This is a genomic window from Aquisphaera insulae, assembly GCF_011064615.1.
GTDB lineage: Bacteria > Planctomycetota > Planctomycetia > Isosphaerales > Isosphaeraceae > Aquisphaera > Aquisphaera insulae.
The window spans coordinates 13,462-37,304 of the sequence record NZ_JAALJH010000057.1 but is presented as its reverse complement, the minus strand read 5'-3'; the positions used below and the strand labels follow the sequence as shown (position 1 = coordinate 37,304).

16 protein-coding genes are annotated in these 23,843 nt (G+C 68.7%); 10 read left to right on the top strand and 6 right to left on the bottom strand.

The annotated features are described in order from the left end of the window. A complete protein-coding gene (locus G6O54_RS24975) occupies positions 1-1,455 on the top strand; it encodes a uroporphyrinogen decarboxylase family protein (protein WP_165229232.1) in 1,455 nt (484 codons plus the stop codon). Positions 1,456-1,684: 229 nt separating this feature from the next. On the opposite strand, the gene G6O54_RS24970 is transcribed toward G6O54_RS24975, so the two are convergent. Continuing rightward, complete coding sequence (locus G6O54_RS24970) at positions 1,685-2,059, bottom strand: endonuclease domain-containing protein (RefSeq protein ID WP_165229230.1); 375 nt, start codon at positions 2,057-2,059, stop codon at positions 1,685-1,687. A gap of 177 nt (positions 2,060-2,236) precedes the next feature. Next, on the bottom strand, positions 2,237-3,511 hold the full coding sequence (locus G6O54_RS24965) for a Gfo/Idh/MocA family protein (protein ID WP_165229228.1): 1,275 nt from the start codon (positions 3,509-3,511) through the stop codon (positions 2,237-2,239). A 276-nt stretch (positions 3,512-3,787) separates the two neighbouring features. Between G6O54_RS24965 and clpX the strand changes: the two genes are divergently transcribed. From clpX to G6O54_RS24940, 5 genes are all read left to right on the top strand, one after another. Then, positions 3,788-5,059 (top strand): ATP-dependent Clp protease ATP-binding subunit ClpX, encoded by a 1,272-nt coding sequence (clpX, locus tag G6O54_RS24960; protein WP_250847067.1) that lies wholly within the window; start codon positions 3,788-3,790, stop codon positions 5,057-5,059. A 442-nt stretch (positions 5,060-5,501) separates the two neighbouring features. Beyond that, positions 5,502-7,730: a sigma-70 family RNA polymerase sigma factor gene (locus tag G6O54_RS24955; RefSeq protein WP_165229226.1), complete on the top strand. Its 2,229-nt coding sequence runs from the start codon at positions 5,502-5,504 to the stop codon at positions 7,728-7,730. Between the two features lie 155 nt (positions 7,731-7,885). Beyond that, the gene (locus G6O54_RS24950) at positions 7,886-10,180 is read left to right on the top strand and encodes a sigma-70 family RNA polymerase sigma factor (protein WP_250847066.1); all 2,295 of its coding nucleotides are present in this window, start codon (positions 7,886-7,888) and stop codon (positions 10,178-10,180) included. A 71-nt stretch (positions 10,181-10,251) separates the two neighbouring features. Then, positions 10,252-11,322 carry a S1C family serine protease gene (locus tag G6O54_RS24945; RefSeq protein WP_165229222.1) on the top strand — a complete coding sequence of 357 codons (1,071 nt, stop codon included), beginning with the start codon at positions 10,252-10,254 and terminating at the stop codon, positions 11,320-11,322. Between the two features lie 223 nt (positions 11,323-11,545). After that, the gene (locus tag G6O54_RS24940; RefSeq protein WP_165229220.1) at positions 11,546-13,504 is read left to right on the top strand and encodes a beta-L-arabinofuranosidase domain-containing protein; all 1,959 of its coding nucleotides are present in this window, start codon (positions 11,546-11,548) and stop codon (positions 13,502-13,504) included. A 10-nt stretch (positions 13,505-13,514) separates the two neighbouring features. Here the strand turns inward: G6O54_RS24940 and G6O54_RS24935 are convergent, their stop codons facing one another. Next, entirely contained in the window at positions 13,515-14,162 is a 648-nt protein-coding gene (locus G6O54_RS24935; protein WP_165229218.1) for a DUF2231 domain-containing protein, read from the bottom strand. Positions 14,163-14,360: 198 nt separating this feature from the next. Between G6O54_RS24935 and G6O54_RS24930 the strand changes: the two genes are divergently transcribed. Continuing rightward, positions 14,361-16,145 carry a zinc ribbon domain-containing protein gene (locus G6O54_RS24930; RefSeq protein WP_165229216.1) on the top strand — a complete coding sequence of 595 codons (1,785 nt, stop codon included), beginning with the start codon at positions 14,361-14,363 and terminating at the stop codon, positions 16,143-16,145. A gap of 8 nt (positions 16,146-16,153) precedes the next feature. Here the strand turns inward: G6O54_RS24930 and G6O54_RS24925 are convergent, their stop codons facing one another. Continuing rightward, the gene (locus G6O54_RS24925) at positions 16,154-17,701 is read right to left on the bottom strand and encodes a hypothetical protein (protein WP_165229214.1); all 1,548 of its coding nucleotides are present in this window, start codon (positions 17,699-17,701) and stop codon (positions 16,154-16,156) included. Between the two features lie 171 nt (positions 17,702-17,872). On the opposite strand from G6O54_RS24925, the gene G6O54_RS24920 reads away from it, so the two are divergent. Together G6O54_RS24920 and G6O54_RS24915 are read left to right on the top strand one after the other, a co-directional pair. Continuing rightward, positions 17,873-19,042, top strand: coding sequence for an AAA family ATPase (locus G6O54_RS24920; RefSeq protein WP_165229212.1), 1,170 nt, complete (start codon positions 17,873-17,875; stop codon positions 19,040-19,042). Beyond that, positions 19,039-19,653 (top strand): DUF4276 family protein, encoded by a 615-nt coding sequence (locus tag G6O54_RS24915; RefSeq protein WP_165229210.1) that lies wholly within the window; start codon positions 19,039-19,041, stop codon positions 19,651-19,653. Before G6O54_RS24920 ends, G6O54_RS24915 begins: the two co-directional genes overlap by 4 nt. Positions 19,654-19,665: 12 nt before the next feature. On the opposite strand, the gene G6O54_RS24910 is transcribed toward G6O54_RS24915, so the two are convergent. Together G6O54_RS24910 and msrA are read right to left on the bottom strand one after the other, a co-directional pair. After that, positions 19,666-20,676, bottom strand: coding sequence for a Gfo/Idh/MocA family protein (locus tag G6O54_RS24910; RefSeq protein ID WP_165229208.1), 1,011 nt, complete (start codon positions 20,674-20,676; stop codon positions 19,666-19,668). Between the two features lie 153 nt (positions 20,677-20,829). After that, entirely contained in the window at positions 20,830-21,570 is a 741-nt protein-coding gene (msrA, locus tag G6O54_RS24905) for a peptide-methionine (S)-S-oxide reductase MsrA (protein WP_165229206.1), read from the bottom strand. Between the two features lie 221 nt (positions 21,571-21,791). On the opposite strand from msrA, the gene G6O54_RS24900 reads away from it, so the two are divergent. Next, positions 21,792-23,825, top strand: a complete 2,034-nt coding sequence (locus tag G6O54_RS24900; RefSeq protein ID WP_165229204.1) for a serine/threonine-protein kinase — start codon at positions 21,792-21,794, stop codon at positions 23,823-23,825. The last annotated feature ends 18 nt before the right edge of the window (positions 23,826-23,843 follow it).

Below are 23,843 nucleotides of genomic sequence, written 5' to 3'. Positions count from 1 at the left end.
ATGTCAGAAAGCGACTCGACGACGACCGTCGGCGACGTGGAAGCGCTCTACCAGCGGCGGCTCCGCCGTTACGTGACGGCGATGCGCAACGGCCGGCCGGACATGGTGCCGATCCGGCCGTTCGCGGCGGAGTTCACCGGCGTCCACGCCGGGTTTACCTGCCAGGAGCTGGCCCACGACTACCATCGCGCCTTCGCCGCCGCCCGCAGGTGCGCCGCGGACTATGACTGGGACGCCACCGTCTCCAACATGGTCTACGTCTGGACCGGGCTGACGCAGGCGATCGGCCTGCGGTATTACGGCATCCCCGGCATCGACGTCGCCGCGGACATGGGCTTCCAGTACCGCGAGCCGCCGCACGACAACGCCTTCATGAAGCCCGATGAATATGATCGGCTGATCGACGACCCCACGGCGTTCCTGATGGAGGTCTGGCTGCCCCGGGTCTCCACCGAGGTGGTGAAGGCGGGCGAGCCGTCCACGATCGCCAGCAACCTCTCCTTCCTCAAGGGGGGGATGGCCATGATGGAGTACTTCAACGCCTTCGGCGAGCAGAACGCCCGGCTGCGGTCCGAGTCCGGCACCGTGTCGGCGATCGCCGGGATCTTCAAGGCCCCGATGGACATCCTCGCCGACAAGCTCCGCGGCTACCTCGGCCTGGTCGACGACCTGGCCGAGCGTCCCGAGAAGGTCCTCGCCGCCTGCGAGGCCCTGGCGCCCCACCTGATGCACGTCGCCAAGTGCACGGCCGACCCGGCGCGGCTGGTGCCGGTCGGCTTCTGGATGCACCGCGGCGGCGTGCCGTTCGTCTCGCCGCGGGTCTTCAAGAACGTCTACTGGGCCACCCTCAAGCCGATCATCGAGGAGCTCTGGGCCGACGGCATCCAGACCCTCTTCTACGCCGAGGGGAAGTGGGACAAGCACCTCGAATCGTTCGCCGAGCTGCCCGAGCGCAGCATCGTCTATCACGTCGACCAGGGGGACGTCGCGAGGACCCACGAGGTCCTCGGCTCGAAGTTCTGCCTCAGCGGCGGCATCTCGAACGTCATGCTCGCGCACGGGACGCCGGAGGAGGTCCGCCGCCGCTGCAAGGAAGTGATCGAGATCGCCGCCCGCGACGGCGGCTACATCATGGACTCCTCGGCGATCATGCAGAACGACTCCCGGGTGGAGAACGTCCGCGCCATGACCGACGCCGCCCGCGAGTTCGGGGTGTACTCCGGCGCCGCCGACGCGTGCGACCTCGCGCCGCCGACGCGTGCCGCCACCGGCCCCCGCCCGCCGCTCTCGGGCGACGGCCGCAGCCGCACGGCCCCCGGCTTCGTCGTCCCCTGGGCCCAGAAGCGCGAGACCCTCCCCAGGGACATCGGCGACGCCGACCTGGTGCGGGCCGTCTGGGAGCACATCGACAGCCTGGCGAACATGTATATCTGGCAGTTGCTGCTGTCGTTTTGAGGGCCCTCATCCCGCAAAGCCCGGATTCCACTTCCCCCCCGACCATGGGGAGACACGGAGGGGCAATCCGATCGCCTCGGCCACCCCGATTCACCCCCTCCGGCTCCCCCTTCGTCAGCGGGAGAGCCGGATTTCACTTCCCCCCTTACCAAGGGGGGATACAGGGGGGTGTTCTCGATCGCCTCGGCTCGCTCGAACAATGACGCCGTCACGTTTGGTACATTCCTGGTCAGGGTTGAGGTGGTCCTTGCTCAACAGCCCTGGCGATCACCTCCAGCACCCCATCCATATTGTCAAGGACGTCCTGGTTGGTAAACCGTAGGAAGCGAATCCCGAATTCCTCGATGAAATGCTGGCGACGAGCGTCGTAGGCCTTGGCCTCCTCTGAAAAGTGGGAATCGCCGTCGAGCTCAATCGCGAGCTTCAGCCGAGGGCAGTAGAAGTCGACGATGAAGGACCCAACGCTGTACTGTCGGCGGAATCGATAGCCGAGCAACTGCCCTCGCCGAAGCTGGGACCATAAGAGGACCTCGGCCAAAGGCATCCTCCCGCGGAGTTCACGCCGCCGTTCCTTCTCCGAACCACGGTTGAAAAACTCGGTCATGCCTGGCTCAGCCTTGTGACAACCCTCCGCGAGACAGACGCAGCAACCTGGATTCAGTTCCCCCCGTACCAGGGGGGTGCTTTCGATCGCCTCGGCCCGGACCATCCGCCCCCTCCGGCCCCCCCTTCGTCAGCGGGAGAGCCGGATTTCGCCAGGGTCGAGCCTAACGAGCGACCCTCATCCGATCGACGGCAGCTCGTATCCCTTCCGCCTGGGCCGCTCTAGGAGCTCGTTGGCATCGGCGTCGCCCTTGAAGCACTCGGCGACGGGATCCCACTGGAGCTTGCGGCCGACGATCCGGCAGATGTTGACGAGGTGGCAGAGGGTCGTCGAGCGGTGGCCGATCTCGACGTGGGCATTGGGCTTCTTCCGCGTGCGGACGCACTCGAGGAAGTTGGCGATGTGCGGCGAGGTCTCGCCGGCGCCGAAGGGGGTGTTCGGGGGGGCTCCCTTGAGGAGATCGGGCGAGCTCGCCTTCGAGTAGCCGCGGCAGATCTCGATCGTGCCGTGCTCGCCCTCGAAGATCGCCCCGAGGTCCTCGTACCCGCGCTTCTTGCCCTCGAGCCTGAGCAGCGTGCCGTCGGCGTAGCGCGCGGTGACGCGGCCGTTGGGGCCTTCTTCCTCGGGCCAGATCTCGACCGGGCCGGTGCTATCGGTGCCGAGGGCACATTGGACCTGGTCCAGGCTGTGGGTGCCCCAGCCGGTGACGCCCCACGACTGGCCGCCGGTGTCGTAGTCCAGGTAGTTCCCCCAGCCGTACTGGAGCAGCCTGTTGTAAGGTCGCAGCTCCGCCTGGTTGCACCAGGCGTCCCAGTCCAGGCCGGCCGGCACGGGCTCCGCCTTGCGGGGGGTCCAGCCCATGGGCTGCCAGAAGTTGAACGTGATCACCGTCTTGATCTTGCCGATCGCCCCCTCGCGAACCCGCCGGCTGGAGAAGACGTTGATCGGGATCGACCGCTGCTGCGAGCCCGTCTGCAGGACGCGCCCGGTGGCCTCGACGGCCTTGACCAGGTAGCGGCCCTCGGCGATCGTCAGGGACATGGGCTTCTCGGCGTAGACGTCCCGTCCCGAGAGCAGGACGTGGGCCACGGCGAGGACCCGCGCGTGGGTGGTCGTCTCCACGAAGACGGCGTCGAGCTTCTCCTTCGCCAGCATCTCCCGATAATGCTGGTAGAGCTTGAGCTTCGCGCCGTTGGGCAGGTCCTTCGCCCGCTGTTCGCAGCGGGGGAGATAGCAATCGGCGATGGCGACGATCTCGGCGCCGGGGAACTTCTCCTCGGTCAGGAGCGAGTGGGTCCGGCCCCCCGCGCCGATGAAGCCGAGCTGGATCCGGTCGTTGGCACCGGGCTTCCCGGGCGCACCGAGGACCTCGGAGGGGACGACCTCCGGGAAGGCGAACGTCGAGGCGACCGCGGCCGTCGCGGATCCGCGCAACCATTGGCGACGATTCATGAGTCTTCCTTTCGGATGGCGAGCAGCCCGGGAGGGAGGCCACGAGCGTCGAGGCCGGCCTGGCGGGCGGGGCGGTGGATTCGGGCGGGGCGGGTCGGAGCGGGGCGGCGTGGGTCGAGTCGGGGCGGGGCGGGTGGAGATCGAGGCTCCCTGAATTGTCGACCCGCCGGGGACCCCGGTCAAGGAGGTTGCCGGCCGTTCCGCTGGTGGAAACGTGGCGGTTATGGCAGGATAATCGGGTTTTTCCCGGACGATCTGGATGGGGGAGCGACGAACTTGGCGACCGACGAGACGAAGGCGGGGCAGGCCCCGGTGCATTGCGACTTCTGCGGCCGGAATACCGCGGATGCCGGGCCGATGATCGAGGGCCGGGCGCTCCTCCCCGGGTCGGCCGGGCGGCCGATCGCCCACATCTGTGCCCATTGCACCCAGCTCGGCGAGGAGCTCTTCGAGCAGCACGAGCGGAAGAACGCCAAGCTCGAGAAGCTCCCCACCCCGCGCGAGCTGGTCGCGCACCTGGACGAGTACATCATCGGCCAGGACCGCGTGAAGCGGACGCTGGCCGTCGCCGTGGTGAACCACTACAAGCGGGTGCTCGGCGGCGAGATCCGCGACGAGCTCCTGAAGGACATCGAGGTCTCCAAGAGCAACGTCCTGCTGATCGGCCCCACCGGCTGCGGCAAGACCGCGCTCGCCCAGACGCTGGCCCGCCGGCTGCACGTGCCGTTCGCCATCGGCGACGCGACCACGCTCACCGAGGCCGGATACGTGGGCGAGGACGTGGAGAACCTGATCCTCAAGCTCGTGATGGCGGCGGACTACGACATCCCGGCCGCCGAGAAGGGCATCATCTACATCGACGAGATCGACAAGATCGGCAAGACGAGCCAGAACGTCAGCATCACCCGGGACGTCTCCGGCGAGGGCGTGCAGCAGGCCCTGCTCAAGCTCCTCGAAGGCACGGTGGCCAACGTCCCGCCCCAGGGGGGCCGCAAGCACCCGGAGCAGCAGTATCTCCAGGTGAACACCAGGGACATCCTGTTCATCTGCGGCGGCACGTTCGTGAACCTCGAGGAGATCATCGGCAAGCGGCTGGGCCGGAAGATGATCGGCTTCGGACGCGGCGATGAGGGCACCCAGGACCGCGAGCTCGAGCGCAACGAGCTGGTCGCCCAGGTCACGCCCGAGGACCTGGAGCGCTACGGCATGATCCCCGAGCTGATCGGCCGGCTGCCGGTGATCGCCACCCTGAACCAGCTCTCCGAGGACGACCTGGCGCGGATCCTCAACGAGCCGAAGGACGCCCTCACCAAGCAGTACCAGGTCCTCTTCCACTACGACGGCGCCAAGCTCGATTTCGACGACGGCGCCATCCGCGAGATCGCCCGCCGCGCCAAGGCCCGCGGGACCGGCGCCCGCGCCCTCCGCTCGATCATGGAAAGCCTGATGCTCGACATCATGTACGAGCTCCCCGAACGCGAGCCGGGGCAGACGTACACGATCACCGAGGAGGTCGTGAAGGGGACGAAGTCGCTCTTCGCGGCGTGACAGGAGAGAAGATCACACGGATCGAAGACGGAAGACCTTTCTACCACGGATGGCACGGATGACACGGATGGGGACGGGGGGAGGAGAAGGGGAAGGGAAGGGAAGGGAGAGAGAGGAGAGGGGAGGGGAAGGAAAGAGTAGGGAAGGGAAAGCACGCGAACGGAAGAAGAGCGAAGGGAGGGGGACGAGAAGAGAGTCGGATGGGAACGGGAGAGAATGTCAGGGACTGAGGGAGCCGAAAGTCACGAGCCTGCCCAGCCGGCATCAGCTCCTTCACGGATCGTCCCGGCTCGTTTTCGCATTCCCCTATCCGCGTTATCCGTGGCATCCGTGGTCGAATCGTCTTCCGTCTTCGTATCCTTGTCATTTCCTGGAACCTCCCGCGGTCGGCGCGCCATTACCAGTGCGACGGGATTGATGAGCCCGTCGGGGAGGGCGGTCCGTGGCGACGGGTCAGGGGCGAAGGCTGGCGTGGCCGCTTGACGGCCTGCTCATCGGCGGCACGGCCGCGGGGCTGACCGACGGGCAGCTCCTGGAGCGGTTCGCCACCGCGACGGGACCGGCGGCCGACCTCGCCTTCTCGGCGATCGTGGAGCGGCACGGGCCGATGGTCCTGCGCGTCTGCCTCGGCGTGGCGGGCAACCGTCATGACGCCGAGGATGCGTTTCAGGCGACATTCCTGGTCCTCGTGAAGAAAAGCCGGTCGCTCTGGGTGGCCGATTCGCTGGGCCCGTGGCTGCATCAGGTTGCCTTGCGGACGTCCCAGGGCGCCCGCGTCGCGGCCTCACGACGGCGGCGGCACGAGGAAGCCGTTGCCGAGAGGACGGAGGCGGCCGACGCTCCGGTCGAGGGCCGCGACGACGTCGTCCGGATCCTCCACGAGGAGATCGGCCGCCTGCCGGATCACTATCGCGTGCCGGTGGTCCTCTGCGACCTGGAAGGCCAGACCCAGGAGCAGGCCGCGCGCTCGGCCGGCCTCCCGCTGGGGACGGTGAAGAGCCGCCTGAACCGGGCCCGCGAGAAGCTAAGGAGCCAGCTCATCCGCCGCGGCGTCTCGCCCGCCGGCGCCGTCATCCCGGCGATCCGCCTCGACCTGGACGCCCAGGTCCCCGACGCCCTCGTCCGCTCCACCACGGCCGCCGCGGCTCGGTTGGCCGCGACCCACTCACTCGCCGGCACCACGGCCGGCCTCCTCGCACAGGGAGTCCTCTCGACCATGGCACGATCAATCTGGTGGAAGGCCGGCACCATCCTCCTCGCCGCCGCGACCGTCTCCGGCGCGGGGCTCGTCGCGGGGCAGGGGAGCTCGAGGGAGCCGACGACCCAGCCCGGGGCGGGGACCGACGTCAAGACGGTCGGGGTAGAACGGGGCTCCTTCCGGGTGCTCGTCAGCGGGAATGGGTCTCTGGAAACGGATCAATTAGACAAGGTCGTCGCGGAAATCGACTCGAACACCGCGATCGTTTCGTCCATCCCCGAGGGTGCACGGGTCAAGAAGGGGGACCTCGTGATCGAGCTCGATTCGTCCGCAGCCCGCAAGTTGCTGGCGAACCAACAGCGATCCACGCAGGCCGCGGGGACCAGGCTCGAGGTCGCCCGCCTGGCCCGCGAAGCGGCCGAGTTCGCGATCAAGGAGTACGAGGAAGGGATCTATGCCGGCGACAGGTCGACGCTGCTCGGCGAGATCAAGCTCGCCGAGGCCGATCTGGTCAACGTCGAAGCCCGACGTGAGCGCACGAAGCAGGCACGCAACACCCTGAAGGCGATCCAGGGCCCAAAGGACCGGGCCGCCAACCCCGACCAGATCGTGGGCGCTCTCGACATGGAGGACCGAATCGATCGGGCGGAAAGGGACGCCCTGAGCGCGAAGCTGAAGCTGGAAGCCGCCCGTGCCCGCCTCAATCGGCTGGAGAACTACACGAAGGTCGCGACCCTCAAGGGATTGAGATTGAAAGTCGCGGAAGCCCGGGTCGCCGAGATCTCGAGGCAAAGCGAGTACGACCTGGAGAAGAATCACGAGTCTCACGCCGAGGCGCAAGTCCAGGCCTGCAGGATCGTCTCCCCCCGGGATGGCTTCATCACGCACTTCTGGAACGGAAACGGAGCGCCGTCCCGTGAGCTCACGGTCGTGACCCCGCGACAACCCCTCTTCACGGTCTTCGACGTCTCCGGTCCGATGGATGTCGCCGCAAAGCTGGGCGAGCCCATGATCCACCGCGTCACCGAAGGGCAGCGGGTCGACGTCCGAGTCCATGCTTACCCGGAGAAGCGATTCACAGGCATCGTCACGAGCGTGGCACCACGGCCCGACGTGAGGAAAGGCGTCCCCGTCAGCAAGCCCGTCGTCTACACCACGATGGTCCGTCTGGACCACCCCGACACGTCCCTTCGACCGGGGATGAACGCTTCGGTGGACGTCCTCGTCGCCGAGCACGACAACACGCTGACCGTCCCCGCCAAGGCGGTGATCGGCCGCGTCGCCCCTTATCGGGTGGCGGTCAAGCGGCCCGACGGACGGGTCGAGATCCGCGAGGTCACGTTCGGCGACGGAGACGAATCTCGGGTCGAGGTCAAGTCCGGTCTCCAGGCCGGCGAGATGGTCGTTCTCCAGCCGGAATCGCTCCTCGGCGATTCGAAGACGCCCGACGGGGGCCGCTCCACTCCGAAATGAACCCTCCGCGTCCATCCGGCCTCTCGATCCTCTCCCTCCGTGCCTTCTCGCGACTTCCGTCGTTCCATTTCTCGTTGCGAATTCCGGAACCGCCCGCCGTCCCCGTGACATTACACTGGCGATTGCGACAGTGGCAAAGTCGGGGGGACCGGCCGGTGGCGACGGGACGGACGCACGGATTCCTGAGGCCGCTCGACGGCCTGCTCGCCGAGGGGTCGGCCGCCGGGCTCACGGACGGCCAGCTCCTGGAGCGGTTCGCCACCCGCGGCGGGCCGGCGGCGGAGCAGGCGTTCGCGGCCCTGGTGGAGCGGCACGGGCCAATGGTCCTGCGGGTCTGCCGGGGCGTGCTCGGCCGCTCGCACGAAGCCGACGCGGAGGACGCGTTTCAGGCCGTCTTCCTCGTCCTCGTCAAACGGGCCAGGTCGCTCTGGGTGGCGGACTCGATCGGCCCGTGGCTGCACCAGGTCGCCCTCCGGACGGCCTCGTGTGCCCGGGGCGCCGCCAGGAGGAGACGCAGGCACGAGGCGGCCGGCGCCCGGCCGGCGGAGGCGATCGTGAACCGCGCCCTGGACGAGGACCGCGACGACCTCGGCCGGATCCTCCACGAGGAGATCGGCCGCCTCCCCGACCGCTTTCGAATCCCGGTCGTGCTCTGCGACCTGGAAGGCCAGACCCACGAGCAGGCCGCCCGCCACGCGGGATGGCCCGTCGGCACCATCAAGAGCCGCTTGACGAGGGCCCGCGAGCGACTGCGGGGACGCCTCACCCGCCGCGGCGTCTCGCCCGCCGGCGCCGTCATCCCGGCGATCCGCCTCGACCTGGACGCCCAGGTCCCCGACGCCCTCGTCCGCTCCACCACGGCCGCCGCGGCTCGGCTGGCCGCGACCCACTCACTCGCCGGCACCGCGGCCGGTTTCCTCGCACAGGGAGTCCTCTCGACCATGGCACGATCGATCTGGTGGAAGGCCGGGGCCGTGATTCTCGCCGCCGCGGCCGTCTCCGGCGCGGGGCTCGTCGCGGGACAGGGGGCGCCGGCGAAGGTCGCCGATCCGGCGCCGGCCCAGCCGTCGGCAGCTAACAAGAAGGCCCTCCCCGAGCCCGATCCCACCGAGAAGGTCCTTATCTTCCCGGCGGTCGCGGGACCGTTCCGGGTCGTCGTCTCCGGACCCGGCACGCTGAACGCCATCAATCGGTCCGTCGTCAAATCCGAGGTGGAAGGGGGTGTGGCGTTACTCTCGATCCTCCCCGAAGGATCGCTGGTCAAGAAGGGGGACAAGGTCGCGGAGCTCGATTCGACTGCCCTCCGCGAGCAACTGACCAGGCAGCAGAAGCTAACCTCCGGATCCGAGCGAGCCTCGCAGATCGCGAGGCAGGCCCGCTTCGCCGCCGAGGCGGTCCGCGAGGAATACGAACGGGGCACCCTTCCCCAATCCATGGCGGATTTGCGCCGCGAGATCGACCTTGCCTCCGAAGGGATCGCGGCCTCCAACCGCCGGATCGTGCGACTCAGGAGCCGCATCGACTCGCTGAAGAAGACATTAGAAGGGAAGGGAGCCGCCGCGACGCCCTCCGAGATCACGGCCCTCCTCGATCTCGAGGACCGCCAAGATCGCGCCGAGCTGGACCTCAAACGAGCCGAGGCCGCACGCGAGAGCGCCAGGGCCAGGCTCGATGTCCTGGTGAAATTCACGGGCCCAAGGACGATCGAGGGACTCAAGGTTCCTCTCGAGAAGGCACGCGCCGAAGAGCAGACCGCGGGCGAGGACGCCTCTGCTCAGGTCGACCGCCGCCAGAAGCTCCTCGACCAGCTCGACCGCTACACGCTCGTGGCGCCCCGGGATGGGCGTCTCGTCTACGCCAACCCGCCGACGAAGAACCGCGATCGCTCCCTTCCCCCGATTGTCCGGGGTGCCGAAGTCCGTCAGCGCCAGTTCATCTTCTATGTCGATGAAGTCGACGGCCCCATACAGGTGGTCGCCAAGCTCGACGAGCCGACGATCCATCGCGTCAAGAAGGGGCAGAAGGCGGAGGTTCGGATCGACGCATTTCCCGATCGGCGATTTACCGGCCTGGTGGCCGAGGTGGCCCCGCTTCCCGACCCAACCTCATACCTCAGCACGGCGAAGAAGGTTTACACGACGACGATCCGCCTCGAGGAGAGAGAGGTCACACTCCGTCCGGGGATGACGGCCTCGGTGGATGTTCTTGTCGCACAGCACGATAACGCGCTGACCGTCCCGGTGAAGGCGGTGATCAGTCAGGTGAATTCCCATCGCGTCGCAGTCAAGCTGCCCGACGGCCGCATCGAGCTCCGCGAGGTCACGCTCGGCGATTCGGACGAATCCCAGGCCGAGGTGAAGACCGGACTCCAGGCCGGCGATCGGGTCATCATCAATCCGGTCGGGCGACTCGTCAGCCCGAAGTCGATGGGCAGCAAACCGACCGAGTGATCCTCCCGAGGTCTTGCCCTCGCCCTTAGACTTTCTCAGCAAGACCGGCGGACTCGCCGGGGAGGGGTCTCATGATCGCGGCAGCCTGGACGGACGGCGAGGCGGAAATCGAATTCCTGGGCGATGGCCCGGGGGGCGAGGTCGCGGCGGGGCCGGCCCCGCATCTCGCCGAGGCGGCGGACGGTGATGACATCGGGCTGCTCGACGCCTACTCGCGGGCCGTGGTCGGGGCGGCGGAGAGGGTCAGCCCGTCGGTCGTCCACATCGAGGCCCGGTTCGGCGGCAAGGGGCGGGGCGGCTCGAACGGAGGCACGGGATCCGGGTTCGTCTTCACGTCGAGCGGTTACATCCTCACCAACAGCCACGTGGTGCACGGGGCGAGTGCGATCGAGGTGACGCTCCAGGACGGGACGTCGCACCCGGCCGACCTGATCGGCGACGATCCGGCGACCGACCTCGCCGTGATCCGGGTCCACGCCGGCGAGCTCGTGCCGGCGGGCCTGGGCGACTCCAAGCGGGTCCGCGTCGGCCAGATCGCGCTGGCGATCGGCCACCCGTACGGCTTCCAGAGCTCGGTCACGGCCGGCGTGGTGAGCGCCCTCGGCCGGACGCTGCGGGCCGGATCCGGGCGGCTGATCGACGACGTCCTCCAGACGGACGCGGCGCTCAACCCGGGGAACTCGGGCGGGCCGCTCGTGGACTCGCTCGGCCGGGTGATCGGGGTGAACACGGCGATGATCCTGCCGGCGCAGGGGATCTGCTTCGCGATCGCCATCAACACCGCCAAGTTCGTGGCCGGCCGCCTGATTCGCGACGGCCGGGTGCGGCGGGCGCGGATCGGCGTCGCCGTGCAGACCGTCATGGTGCCGGGGCCGGCATCGGGCGGCAAGCGCGGGTCCCGTGGTCAAGGTCGCGGCGGGATCCTCATCCAGGGCGTCGAGCCCGGCGGGCCGGCCGACGAAGCCGGCCTCGAGGAAGGGGACGTCATCCTCGGCCTCGATGGCCAGGTCGTCGGCGGCATCGACGACCTCCACCGCCTGCTGACCGAGGATCGCGTCGGCGTGAAGACTTCGCTGAGGGTCCTCCGCCGGCCGGAGATCCTGACCTTGCAGGTGGTCCCCGCGGAGTCGCAGGGGGGTTGACGACCCCGGAGCCCGATCCACCGTCGGATCGCCTCCCGACCAGGCGCGCGGATGATCCTCGCCGCACGCCGGTCGCCGGACGGGGACGGCTCCCGGAGAGTGGATTTCCGTTCGGCGTGGATTCATCGGGGCCACGCCAGCGCGTTGAAACGCGGTGGCGTCTCCCGTATGTTCGTCGGCGAACAGTCCCGCCCCCACGCCCCGGACGGAGTGCGACCCTCCCATGACCACAACCCGCTTCGAAGTTCCGCGATACCGCGGTGCGATTCTCGCGGTCCTCCTCGCGTCGACCGTCGCCGCGACCGCCCTGGCCGACGATCCTCTGCAGCCGTCGCTTCGGCCGGCCAGGACGAACACGACCGCGATCAACGGCCCCGTCGGCGGTTACCTCGACCGGATTACCGAGAACTGGCTCCTGCCGGCACCGGCGGGGAATCCGGCGATCCTCGCCATGTTCGCGGATCGCGACCGCCAGCCGTATCGCAACCTGCTCCCCTGGTCGGGCGAGTTCGCCGGCAAGTACCTCACCGGGGCGACGGCGGTCTTGCGGGTCACGAACGACGCCCGCCTGCGCGGATTGCTCGAGCGGTTCGTGGCCGAGTTCGTCTCCCATCAGGACGCCGACGGCTACCTCGGCCCGTTCCCGAAGACGTCTCGGCTGACGGGCACCGCCCCCAACATCGAGGCGAAGCAGGGGCCGACGTGGGACGCATGGGGACATTATCACGCGATCGTCGGCCTGCTCGCCTGGTACGACCTGACCGGCGACGCCAAGGCACTCGCCGCGGCGAGGAAGATCGGCGACCTGTTCGTCAATCGCTTCCTCGGGTCGAAGTCGCCGCGGCTGGTGGACACGGGCTCGACCGAGATGAACCTCGCCCCGGCCCACGGCCTGATGCTCCTGTACGAGCACACGAAGGAGCCGAAATACCTCGAGCTCGCCCGCCAATTCGTCGCCGAGTTCGCCGCGACCGGGCCGGACGGCAAGCCGCTGGCCGGCGACTATCTCCGCCGGGGCCTCGCGGGGGACGAGTTCTTCCGGCTGCCGAAACCGCGCTGGGAGAGCCTGCACCCGCTCCTCACCCTGGCGGAGCTTGCCCGCGACGGTAAGACGCCCGAGGCCGCGGACGCCCGCAAGGCGTTCACGAACCTCTGGTGGAGCATCGCCAGGCTCGACCGCCATAACAACGGAGGGTTCTCCTCCGGCGAGCAGGCGCAGGGCAACCCGTACCACCAGGGGGCCATCGAGACCTGCTGCACGATCGCCTGGATGGCGAACTCGGTAGCCATGCTCGAGCTGACCGGAGATCCGATCGCGGCCGACGAGCTGGAGCTCTCCACGCTCAATTCGGCCATCGGGATGTACACACCTTCCGGCCGCTGGAGCACCTACAACACGCCGATGGACGGCGACCGGAAGGCGAACTCGCACGAGATCGTCTTCCAGGCCCGGCCCGGCTCGCCGGAGCTGAACTGCTGCAGCGTGAATGCGGCGCGGGGCCTGGGTATGCTCTCGGAGTGGGCGTTGATGGAAGGGCCGGATGGCCGGCTCACGCTCAACTGGTATGGGCCCGGGACGTACACGACCGAGTTGCCTTCGAAGATCCGGCTCAAGCTGGAGGCGCTCTCCGACTACCCGCGGTCGGGCAAGGTCCGCGTCCGCGTCGAGCCGGAGCAGCCCGGCCATTTCGCGCTTCGGCTGCGGATCCCCCACTGGTCCTCGCGGACGAAGGTCGCGGTCAATGGCGAGCCGGTCGACCGCGTCAAGCCGGCGACGTATCTGGAGCTGGACCGCACCTGGAAGGCCGGCGACGAGATCGCACTCGAGCTCGACATGGCCCCCCACGTCTGGGCTGGCGAGAAGGAATCCGCCGGGCGGGTGTCGGTCTATCGGGGGCCGATCCTGCTGGCCTTCGATCCCCGTTTCAACCCCGGTCGTCCCGCCGATCCGCCGAGCCTGGGCAAGACGATCGCGCTCGGGAAGCTCGTCGATTGGACGGCCCCGCCGACGCCGATCATCCTTGTCGAGGCGTCGACGGAGGCCGGCCCGATCTTGCTGTGCGACTTCGCGAGCGCGGGGGCCGACGGCTCGCCATATCGCTCGTGGCTCCGAGCCGAGGCGGGGGGGACCGAGCCATTCCACCGCGAGCATCCGTGGCGGAGTCGGCCGGCCGGCCACTGAACGGATCGACTCAGCGGTGACGGCGGCGAGTGCCGCCGTTGTTGCGATGCCTGCCGGGCTGGGCCGGGGCTTCACGGGCCTCCTGACGCCCGGCGGGGATCGGCTCATCCCGCCGGGGCTCGCTCGCCTCGAGCGGCGGCGAGCCCTCATTCTCCTGCCGCTCCACCTCCCGTTCCTGTTGCTGATCCATGACGGGCTTCACGGCCTCGCCGTATTCGGAAACGAGCTTGCCGCCAAGCCAGCCCGTGTAGGCGGAGAGGGCGCCGCCGGCCAGGGCGAGCAGCCGCGGGGCGAGGCCCGCTCGCCCGCCGGAGACCCGGCTGCGGGCCCTCATGACGTAACTCGTCATGAAGAGCGAGCAGACCACCGCGTTGCCCACGGCGTGCCGGGTGGCGATCTCGTGGTTCGGCTGCCGGTCCTTCGGGATGTACCCGTAGTCGCGCAGGCCGGTGATCGCGGCCCCGGCCGCGCCCACGAGCCCGACGGCCATGCTCACCTCGGCGGTGGCGTCCAGTGCGTCATTGCCCGTCACCATGTAGAGGACATCGGCCACGTTGCTGACCGTCCAGGCCCCCAGGGGGACCGCGACGATCGCGGGATGCGGGCTGTGGCCGATCAGTTCCTCGATCTTGTCGATCGGACCGGTGATCGAATCCATGCGTGGCGACTCCTCAAAGAGGGGATTTCCGCTCGGTCTTCGTGGTGCTGGACAGGAATGCAAACCCGATGCCCGGCAGGTCGGAATGGGACCGTTGCTTTCGCCCACCGGGGCCGAACATAATTTCGATCACGCCGTTTGGTCACATCCGTCAGTCCCGATCGCCGGTCCGGCGAGGTAAAGTCGAGGTCATTCGACATGGGCGAGATCGCGTTCTCGTGCCCAGCCTGCGGCCAGTCCTATCAGCTCGACGCGGGACTGGCGGGAAAGAAAGTCCGCTGCAAGGCGTGCGCCCAGGTCGTGCGGCTGGAGGCTCCTGCGGTCCCCGCGGTTGCCACGGCCGCTGATCCGCCCGCGCTGGGCTTCCCGTGTCCCAACTGCGGGCACGGCTTCCGGCTGTCGCCGGAGGTGGCCGGCAAGCGGGCACGCTGCAAGAAATGCGGCGCGATCTTCAAGATCCCGGCCTCGGGCGAGCCCGAGGACTCCGGGTACGCGCTCGAGGAGACCGCCTCACCGCTCCCGGCCTCGTCCCCGGTGCCGAGGCCCGCGGCGTCCGTTGTTCCGCCATCGGCCCCTCCCAGCACGAGGCGGCCGGGAATCGATGGCGACGAGCCTCGCGCGAGTGGCGCGACGGAGAAATCGTCGTCGCGAGCGCGGACCATCGGCCTCGTCGCGGTGTGTGCGGCCCTGAGCCTCGCCCTCTTTGCGCTCCTGCCGCGCGCCTGGAATTCGTTCCAGTCGATGATGGGGAGCGCGGGGAGCCCGAACGACTCGGCCGCCGGGGCAGACCCGGAGCTCGACATGGCCGATGTCGCCCCGGATCGGCTCGACCTGGTCCGCCAGCATCAGCAGGTCCTCGGCGAACTGGCCGACGCCTATTTCGCCATGGCCGGGGCCTGCAATCGCATGCGCAACCCCGCCCAGTTCGAAACGAGCCGCAACGACCTGATGGCCGCTTCGAAGCGGATGGGAGACGTGGCCGGTCGCGGCTCGAAGTTGCCACCGCTCAAGCCGGCCGAGAAGGCCGCCCTCGCCATGTTCGTGAACGAGCGCGTGTACCGGTCCGCGACCCAGGCCTTGCGGGCGGTCAACGAGCTCATGAAGACACCGGGAATCCAGGGCAATTTCGAGTCGATGCGCCAGGCGATCACCCAGATGATCCAGCAGGTCGGCAAGGAGTATCCGGGCGGCGCGGGCCAGCCCGCCGTCCTGCTCGTGATGGGCAAGGTCCCGGACGGGGCCTCGAAGGTCATCATGGAAAAGGCCAGGCCCCTGACAGACAGCCCGACGGGCGTCGGCATGGGCTGGCGGACCGACAATGACCGGTCCGAGCTGCGGATCTCTCCGGTCCTCAGCGCGGAGGCATTCGCCCGGAGCATCAACTTCGGCAAGGTCCGCCGCGTCCAGGGCCGGCGGATCGAGCTTGACGTGGACCCGCCGTCCGCCGAGGAGATCGCGCGCTCCAACCAGGCCGAACGGCGGCCCGAGGCTCCGCCGCCGCAGCCGACCGAGGGCCAGGCGCGGAAGGACTCCGAGCCGCCGGCCGCCGGCCCTCCCCCGGCGGACTCGGCCTGGCCCTCGATCGCGGGCTTCCAGTGGCGGGACGCCGACAGCGACCTCATCGGCACGAGCCACGACGACGGGGCGAGGAAGCCGAACGGGACGAAGGACCAGCACTTCGTCCTCGAGATGAACTTCCCCGCGAAGGGAGTCCTTGAGGAGATGACCGTCTTCGGTGAAGGCCCCGACGTCTGGGTTACGAAGCCCGACTCATTCCACTGGCCCCTGGCCGTCCGCCACGGCGACGCGGCGATCGCACACCCTGGCCCGGGCCGCCTGGGCGAATTCTCCGGCAAACAGTCCTTCGACCTGTACGGGAACACGAACACCGAGAGCAAGCCCGGCAGCACGTACAAGCTGGAGGCCGTGGTCTCGGTCGGCGGCGTCCGTCGGACGCTCCGGTCCCAGTACCGGCGGCCGTGACGGTCGGCTCAATCACGCTGCGGCGGCAGGCTGCCGTAGGTCCAGGGCCGGCCGGAGAACGGGGGCAGGGGAGGGGGCGCGGGAATTGCCCCGGGGCGAAGGCCCGCAGAGAGCTCGTCGAGCGCATCGGCCATCCGCCGGCCGGCGTCCGGGACGAGGTTGCTGTAGCTGGTCAGCCGGGTCTCGTAACCCCCGCCGCGCGGGCCCGGCGTCAGGGCCTCCTCCGTGGGGACATAGCCGACGCAGTCGTTCGCGAGCGAGACCGGGAACGTGAACGGGAACTTGCTCCGGGCCTTGAGGTCCAGGCCGAAGGCGCAGAAGTACTCCGCCGGGCAGGCGAGCAGGACCGCCGGGCCGACCTGCACGGCCTGGACCTCGACGTCCGCGACCGGCTCGCGGGCGATCCTCGCGGCCAGCACCACCGTCTCCTTGGCGAAGGCCCAGTCGGTCGGATCAGCACCCTTTGAATCCTTCGACGCGAGATCCGTCGCCGCGGCCAGGTGTTCGGGACTGGGCCGTCGGCGCTCGACCCGGAGGACCTTCCCCGCCGCCGCGACGGGCACGAGCGGACCGGCGGATTGCTCCAGTCCCAGCAGCACCTTCACGGCCTCGGCCCCGACATGACCGCCCACGAACCGGGCCGAGACCTCGCCGAACTGGGCGATCTTGTGCGGCGCACGATTGTTGACCTGGGTGACGTCCCCCGCCGCGCCCGGGACGAAGACGACCACGGCCTGCTCGCCGAAGACGCCGCGGACCGCCTTTTCGATGTACGCGACATAATCCGCGGAGATCCCCGGCGGCCCGGTCGTGGCGTGGCAGGCGAAGTTGACGATGCAGCCCTTCAGTTTCCCATCAACGTCCCAGCAACCGATCACGCCGACCTGGGGATCGGTCGGCCCGGCCGGCTCGAGGATGTCGGGATTCCCCACGCCCGGGTGGGTCATCGCGCGGCCCTGCTTCATGGTGAATCGCCGATTGAACGCGACCCGATCCCCGACGCCGAACCCGGCCGCGGCCCTCGCCGGAGCCAGGCGTGAGTTGGCCTCGCAGACCGCCTCGACGATGCCGCGCTCGACCGTTTCCAGGTATTTGGGATCGGCGACGACCGAGTGGTCGTACGCCAGCGATCGAACCGCCGGTGAGACGTCGTCCCCGTCGAGCTCCCCCGGCAAGAGGAACCCGGTCGGCCCTCCGGAATGCGTGTGCGAGGCGCTGATGAGGATGGCCCCCGGCTCGATCCCCGCCCGCTTCCGGACCTGCTCACGGATGTTCCGCACGGTCCTGGCCCGGATGAGGAGCGCATCGAGCCCGACGACGGCCACCCTCGTTGATCCGTCGTCGAAGACCGCCGCGCGGGCCTTGCACGGGTCGTGGAACGCCGTGTGGTGCGCCTTCCCGTATCCCCCCGGCTGCTCCATCCCGATCGCCGGCGAGACGTCCCGCTCCGCGAACCCGGCCCGGAACGCGGGCGGCTCCGCCCGGAGCGTCGAGGAGAAGAGAACGGAAGCGAGTATCGCAAGCGCGCCGAACCAGGTCGAGGGAAGCCGCGTCATGGTCATGCTCCGGAGCAGTCGTTCGTCGAATACGATTCGGCCTTCGAGGATGATGCGGGGGCGGCGACGACGCAAGCGGGAGGTGAGGCGATGGCGATTCGACGCCGGATGGGATGTCGGATAAGCTGTCAAGAGCTGACGAAAACGAGGGGGACCGGTCAGGAGCCGTCCGTGAACTTTTTCAAGAGCCTCAAGGTTGTGGGTTTCCGTCGGCTCCACAGTTGCCCGATCGGGCTCAGGCGACTCAACGTCGTGATCGGTGCGAATGGTTGCGGCAAGACTTCGCTCCTCGATGTCTTCACTCTCCTCGCGTCGTCGGCCGGTGGGCAACTCGCACGGTCGATGAGCGACATGGGTGGCCTTGACGCCAATCTCTCGAACCTCCTCGCGGTCCCTGAGGGTAAGTCTCAGGAGATGGCGTTTGATCTGGAAATGGAGATTCCCGATCACAATCCCCTCATATACCGGCTCAACCTGGCTCCCATTGGCGTGGGATACGAGATCACGGACGAGATGCTGGAGCAGGATCAGGGGAAGGCCAGTCCCTTCAAGCACATCGATGCCCATCGCGGGAGAGTCCGATACTTCAACCCTCAGCCCGGCAAGCAAGGACTCGTGAAACCGACGTGGGACTACAACGAGAAGGAAACAGCTCTCTCCCAGGTTCCACGGATGTTCCGGGAGTCGGAGGATTTCCGGATGCGGCTTGCTTCCTCCACGCATTACCACGTGCTCGACGTGGGACGCAGGGCGCCCGTGCGGCTCCCGCAACAGATGAAGGATGCGAGGCTCCCGGGGCATGATGGCGAGGATCTTGTCTCGTGCCTGTTCACCCTTCGCGAAACGGATCCGGACCGGTTCAGTGCGATCGAGGCCAGCCTGCAGGCAGGGTTCCCCGGCTTCGAACGGCTCAATTTCCCGCCGGTGGCGACGGGCATCCTGGCGATGACCTGGAAGGAGAAGTCCAGCAAGACCCCCTTCGCCATGCATCAGCTTTCGGAAGGCACGCTCCGCTTTCTCTGGCTGACTACCCTGCTTCACAGCCCCGCACTTCCGGCGGTGACGATGATCGACGAGCCCGAGGTCAGCCTCCATCCGGAGTTGCTCTCACTGCTGGCCGACCTCCTGCGAGAGGCTGCCCAACGCACTCAGATCATTGTCGCCACGCATGCCGATCGATTGGTTCGATTTCTCACCCCCCCTGAGGTGCTCGTCGTGAATCTCGGTGAGAAAGGAGAGGCGAGCTTCCAGTGGGCCGACGAACTCGATATCGATGCGTGGCTCGACGAATACACGCTCGACGAGGCATGGCGCATGGGACGGATCGGAGCACGGCCATGAGGATTGAGATCCTCGTCGAAGGGAGGACGGAGACAGCCTTCAAGCCCTTCCTCCTGCCATTTCTCGGCAAGAAGCTCGCCGGCAAGATGCCAAGCCTGGCCTTCGCTCCCTATGACGGTCGTATCCCGACTCAGCAGAAGCTGAAGCGCGTCGTCGAGAGACTCCTGAGTACCGGACGACATCCGGCCGATGCCGTCATCGCCCTCACGGATGTATACACAGGGAAGGTCCCCCCTGACTTCGCCACCGCCGAGGATGCCAAGAAGAAGATGCGCGAATGGGTGGGCCCGGAAGCCAGGTTTTATCCTCACGTAGCCCTTCATGACTTTGAGGCGTGGCTGCTGCCCTACTGGGATCGAATCCGGGAGCTGACCGGCTGCAATCGACAACCGCCCGGCCGCCATCCCGAGCGAGTGAACCATGGCAATTCTCCGGCCCATCGACTCCAGGAGGCCTTCCGGATCGGCACGAGGACCCAAGGGTATATCAAGACCCGAGACGCCGGCCGGATCCTGAAGGGACAGGACCTCGGGATCGCCGTAGACGCCTGCCCTGAGCTCAGGGCATTCGTCAACACGATCATCAAGCTGAGCGGCGGGACAGAGCTTTGACGGCGAGGGCTGCTACAGCCCCACCGCCCGCCCCTCCCGGGCCGACTCCTTCTCGGCCAGGACCAGGCGGATGGTCTCCCGCGCGTCGTTCGGGGTGATGACCGGATCGACGGGCTCGCCGGCGAGGACGCGGGCGAAGTGCTCGACCTCGCGGGCGTAGCCGTCGCCGCCGGTGGGGAGCGTCAGGTCGGGTGTGCTGCCGTCGGAGGTGAGGACCCGGAAGGCGGGCTTGGCATTGCAGTCATAGAGGATCGTCGCGCCTTCCAGGACGATCACGAAGCTCATCTCGAAGGCATAGCCCTTGGCCATCCGCCAGGTGCTCTCGGCCACGATGGCCGGGCCGTCCGGGTAATGGTACTGGGTCGAGATGTAGGTCTGGTGCGGGTCGGCCACGCTGCTGACCGTGGCGGGCATGCCGAAGGCGTAATGGACGTAATCCGTGTCGTGGATGTGCAGGTCCAGAGGCTGGCCCCCGCTGCGCTGCTCGTCGGCGAACCAGCTATCCGGGCTCCACGCCGGCATCGTCGAATAGCGGCGGAACGAGGCCGCGATCGGCTTTCCGTACCGGCCCCCCTTGATCAGGTTGCGGGCGGCCACGTACTCGGGCCAGAACCGGATGCAATGGCCGATCTGGAGCGTCTTGCCGGCCTTCGCCGCCGCGGCCACCATGCGGTCGCAGTCGGCGACGGTGAGCGCCATCGGCTTCTCGCAGAGGACGTGGACGCCGGCCTCCAGGCCCTGGACCGTGGTGTCGGCGTGGAGGAACGTCGGCAGCGTGATCGACAGGGCATCGACCTCGCCCGCGGCCAGGAGCTTGCCCAGGTCCGAGTAGACGCTCAGGCTGTCCAGGTCGATGTGCTCCGCGGCGCCTTCCACGTTCCCCTTGGTGGGCTTGCCGGCATCGGCCAGCACCTTGGGGCTCGCCTCGCAGACGGCGGTGACCTTCGCGCCCGGTAGACCGCTCCAGCAGCGGTAGTGCATCCGGCCCATGTAACCCAGCCCGACGATCCCAACGCGAATCATTAGCAGACTCCGACTTCAGCGCGGCCGGACATGCGGGCCGGACGAACACGGATGCGGCGGCACGGAGGCACCACGCGGCCCCGGCGCGACGGTCCAGGATATCACCCGGCGCGACGCGAGCCAATCTCATCGCGGACGAGGCTCGCCCTCCGGTCACTCCGAGCCGGATTTCGCCTTCGTCTTCTCCGCGTCCTGCTCCTTGCTCTTCGCCTTCTCGGCCCGCGCCTCCGCAGCCGCTTCCTGCTTGAGCTTCTGGCGGATCTTGTGGACCTTGGGCTCGATGATCGCCTGGCTGTAGTCGGCGTCCGGGTGGGCCCGGTAGTAGTCCTGGTGATAGGCCTCGGCGGGGTAGAATGCCTCGAACGGGACGATCTGCGTCACCGCGGGCGTGCGCCGGGGACGATGGGCGTTGAACTCCCTGAGCTGCCGGACGGCCTCCTCCTTCTGGTCCTGGTCATGATAGAGGATGATCGACCGGTACTGGGTGCCGAAGTCGGGCCCCTGGCTGTTCAGGGTCGTCGGGTCGTGGGCCGTCCAGAAGTAGTGGAGCAGCTTGCTGAACGGGAGGACCTCCGGGTCGAACTCGACCTGGATGACCTCGGCGTGCCCGGTCAGGCCGGAGCTGACCTGCTCGTACGTCGGGCTGGGGACGTTCCCCCCGGAATAGCCCGAGACGACCGACTTCACCCCGGGGATCCGCTCGAAGACGGCCTCCGTGCACCAGAAGCACCCTCCGCCGAAGGTGGCCTTTTCCAGCGTCTTCCGCTTCGCCGCGGCCTTGCCGGCGGTCGCGTCGCCCCCCTCCTTCTTGGCCGCGCCGCCATCCTGCCCCTGGCCAAGGAGCCCGATGACGACGGCCAGTCCCAGGGACGAGATCGAGGGGAGATCGAACATGGCGGCACTCCTCGAGGGGCACGGGTGATGTTGGATGCCCTGCATTATAGGCCCGCATCGCTCCACTGGGGGGACGAAGGGGCGATTTTTGCAGGTCACGCGCGGCGCCTCCGGCGACTTTCCGCGACCTTGATGTTAGTCGCGCCTCGTGGCCGGGGTCGTCTGCGCGCCCGGGTTCGATGAAATCAACGCTCGGATCGATCATGGCCGGGGTGAACCCAATGTCACCGATCAAGCCGGGGGCCCGCGACTCGGAGCGACCGTACGGGTCGACCATGGACTTCCTCGCCTCGTCGGATTCGGGGATCGCGGCGGCGCTCGAGGAGTATTCCGGGCTGCTCCGGGGCGGCCGCCGGCCCAGCCGTGCGGAATTCCTGGCGCGATATCCGGAGATCGCGGGCGTGCTCGGCGAATGCCTGGACGGGCTGGACCTGGTGAACGCGGCGGCCTTCGACTTCTCGCCGGCACCGGCCGGAGCCGAGGCGGACGCGCCCGGGACCGCCGAATGGCCGCGCACCCTGGGGGAATTCCGCCTGATTCGCGAGATCGGCCGCGGCGGCATGGGGGTCGTCTACGAGGCGGAGCAGCTCAGCCTGGGCCGACGCGTGGCGCTCAAGGTCCTGCCGACGTCGGCCTCCCGGGACGCCCGCCAGTGCCAGCGGTTCCAGGTGGAGGCGCAGGCCGCCGCGCTGCTGCAGCACGAGCACATCGTCCCGGTGCATGCCGTGGGCTCGGACCGAGGCACGCGCTACTTCGCGATGCAATTGATCGACGGCCCCTCGCTGACCCGGATCATCCAGGACCTCCGGGCGGCCTCTCCCTGGGGAGGCCAGCGGGCAGGAGCGACCGCGGGCGACATGGCCGACGCCGGGGAGGCTCGGCCCCCTTCCACCGAGATCCCGTCGGCGCCGCGATCCTCGCTCCACGAATCGCTGACCCGGGCGCGCGGGCGAGAGGCGGCCCGCCTGGGGATCGAGGCCGCGGAGGCGCTCCAGCACGCCCACGAGCTCGGCGTGGTCCACCGCGACGTCAAGGCGTCCAACCTGCTGGTGGACGCACGGGGCAAGCTCTGGGTGGCGGACTTCGGCCTGGCCCGGATCTCGACCGAGGACCCGGGCCTGACGCAGACCGGCGACCTCGTGGGCACCCTCCGCTACATGAGCCCGGAGCAGGTCCGCGCCGACCGGGGCGGCGTCGGCCCGGCGACCGACATCTACTCGCTGGGCGTCACGCTCTACGAGCTCGTCACGCTCCGGCCCGCCTTCCACGCCCCGGACCGGCACGAGCTGCTCCGGAAGATCCTCCAAGACGAGCCGCCGCCAGTGCGCTCGATCACCCCGGCCGTCCCGAAGGACCTGGAGACGATCATCCTCAAGGCCATGGAGAAGGAGCCCGCGGCGCGGTACGCGAGCGCCGCGGCGATGGCCGAGGACCTGAGGCGGTTCCTCGACGACCGGCCGATCCGCGCCCGGCGGCCGGGCCCGCTGGATCGGGCGGCGAAATGGGCCCGCCGCCACCGCTCGGCCGTGACGACCTCGGTCGTCGCGCTGCTGATCAGCTTGTCGGCGATCTCGTTCGTCCTTTGGCGGGCGGTGAACAGGCTCGACCGGGCCCTCGCCCGGCAGAGGCTGGGGATCGAGTACGCACTCGGGGCCTTCGATCAGGCCGTCCGACCGCTGGTCGAGGACAAATCCCGACCGCTCTCCGGCGATCCGGAAACCGCACGGCTCCTCCGCCTCGCGATCGCGTACGACGATCGGATCCCCGGGATTTTCGACGACACGAGGGGCGTTCGCGAGACGCTGGCCACGGCCGCCCGCCAGGCCGGCTACGGCCGATTGGTCCTCGGTCGTCGCGAGGGCCGGGACGACTATCGCCGGTCGATCGCGCTCTACGAGCAGCTCGCGGCGGAACACCCGGACTACATCTGGATCCGCACGGGGCTCATCGAGACCCTGCGGGAGTACGCGGGAATGCTGGACGCGGCGGAGGATCGCGGCGAGTCCGCGGCCCTCCTCCGCCGCGCGGGGGCCGTCGCGGCGTCGCTCCTCGGCGACAGGTCCGCCGCCGCCCCGTGCTATCAGTGGGCGCTCGCCCCGGCCTTCCGCGGCCTGATCGAGGACCTGCTCGAACACCCGGCCATGACCTCGAAGGACGCCGCGACGGCCCACCGCCTCGCCCGCCAGCTTGCGTCCTGGCAGCCCGACGATGCCGAGGCGCGGAAGCTCGTCGGGGCGGCGATGCGGGCCAGGTAGGCGCCCGTCAGCCGCCGC

What these genes read in the sequence shown, in the direction of transcription:
- G6O54_RS24925 (WP_165229214.1), bottom strand. Translation starts at nt 17,701, where the DNA reads ATGACGCGGCTTCCCTCGACCTGGTTCGGCGCGCTTGCGATACTCGCT.
- G6O54_RS24945 (WP_165229222.1), top strand. Translation starts at nt 10,252, where the DNA reads ATGATCGCGGCAGCCTGGACGGACGGCGAGGCGGAAATCGAATTCCTG.
- G6O54_RS24915 (WP_165229210.1), top strand. Translation starts at nt 19,039, where the DNA reads ATGAGGATTGAGATCCTCGTCGAAGGGAGGACGGAGACAGCCTTCAAG.
- G6O54_RS24900 (WP_165229204.1), top strand. Translation starts at nt 21,792, where the DNA reads ATGTCACCGATCAAGCCGGGGGCCCGCGACTCGGAGCGACCGTACGGG.
- G6O54_RS24940 (WP_165229220.1), top strand. Translation starts at nt 11,546, where the DNA reads ATGACCACAACCCGCTTCGAAGTTCCGCGATACCGCGGTGCGATTCTC.
- G6O54_RS24910 (WP_165229208.1), bottom strand. Translation starts at nt 20,676, where the DNA reads ATGATTCGCGTTGGGATCGTCGGGCTGGGTTACATGGGCCGGATGCAC.
- msrA (WP_165229206.1), bottom strand. Translation starts at nt 21,570, where the DNA reads ATGTTCGATCTCCCCTCGATCTCGTCCCTGGGACTGGCCGTCGTCATC.
- G6O54_RS24930 (WP_165229216.1), top strand. Translation starts at nt 14,361, where the DNA reads ATGGGCGAGATCGCGTTCTCGTGCCCAGCCTGCGGCCAGTCCTATCAG.
- G6O54_RS24965 (WP_165229228.1), bottom strand. Translation starts at nt 3,511, where the DNA reads ATGAATCGTCGCCAATGGTTGCGCGGATCCGCGACGGCCGCGGTCGCC.
- G6O54_RS24935 (WP_165229218.1), bottom strand. Translation starts at nt 14,162, where the DNA reads ATGGATTCGATCACCGGTCCGATCGACAAGATCGAGGAACTGATCGGC.
- G6O54_RS24970 (WP_165229230.1), bottom strand. Translation starts at nt 2,059, where the DNA reads ATGACCGAGTTTTTCAACCGTGGTTCGGAGAAGGAACGGCGGCGTGAA.
- G6O54_RS24975 (WP_165229232.1), top strand. Translation starts at nt 1, where the DNA reads ATGTCAGAAAGCGACTCGACGACGACCGTCGGCGACGTGGAAGCGCTC.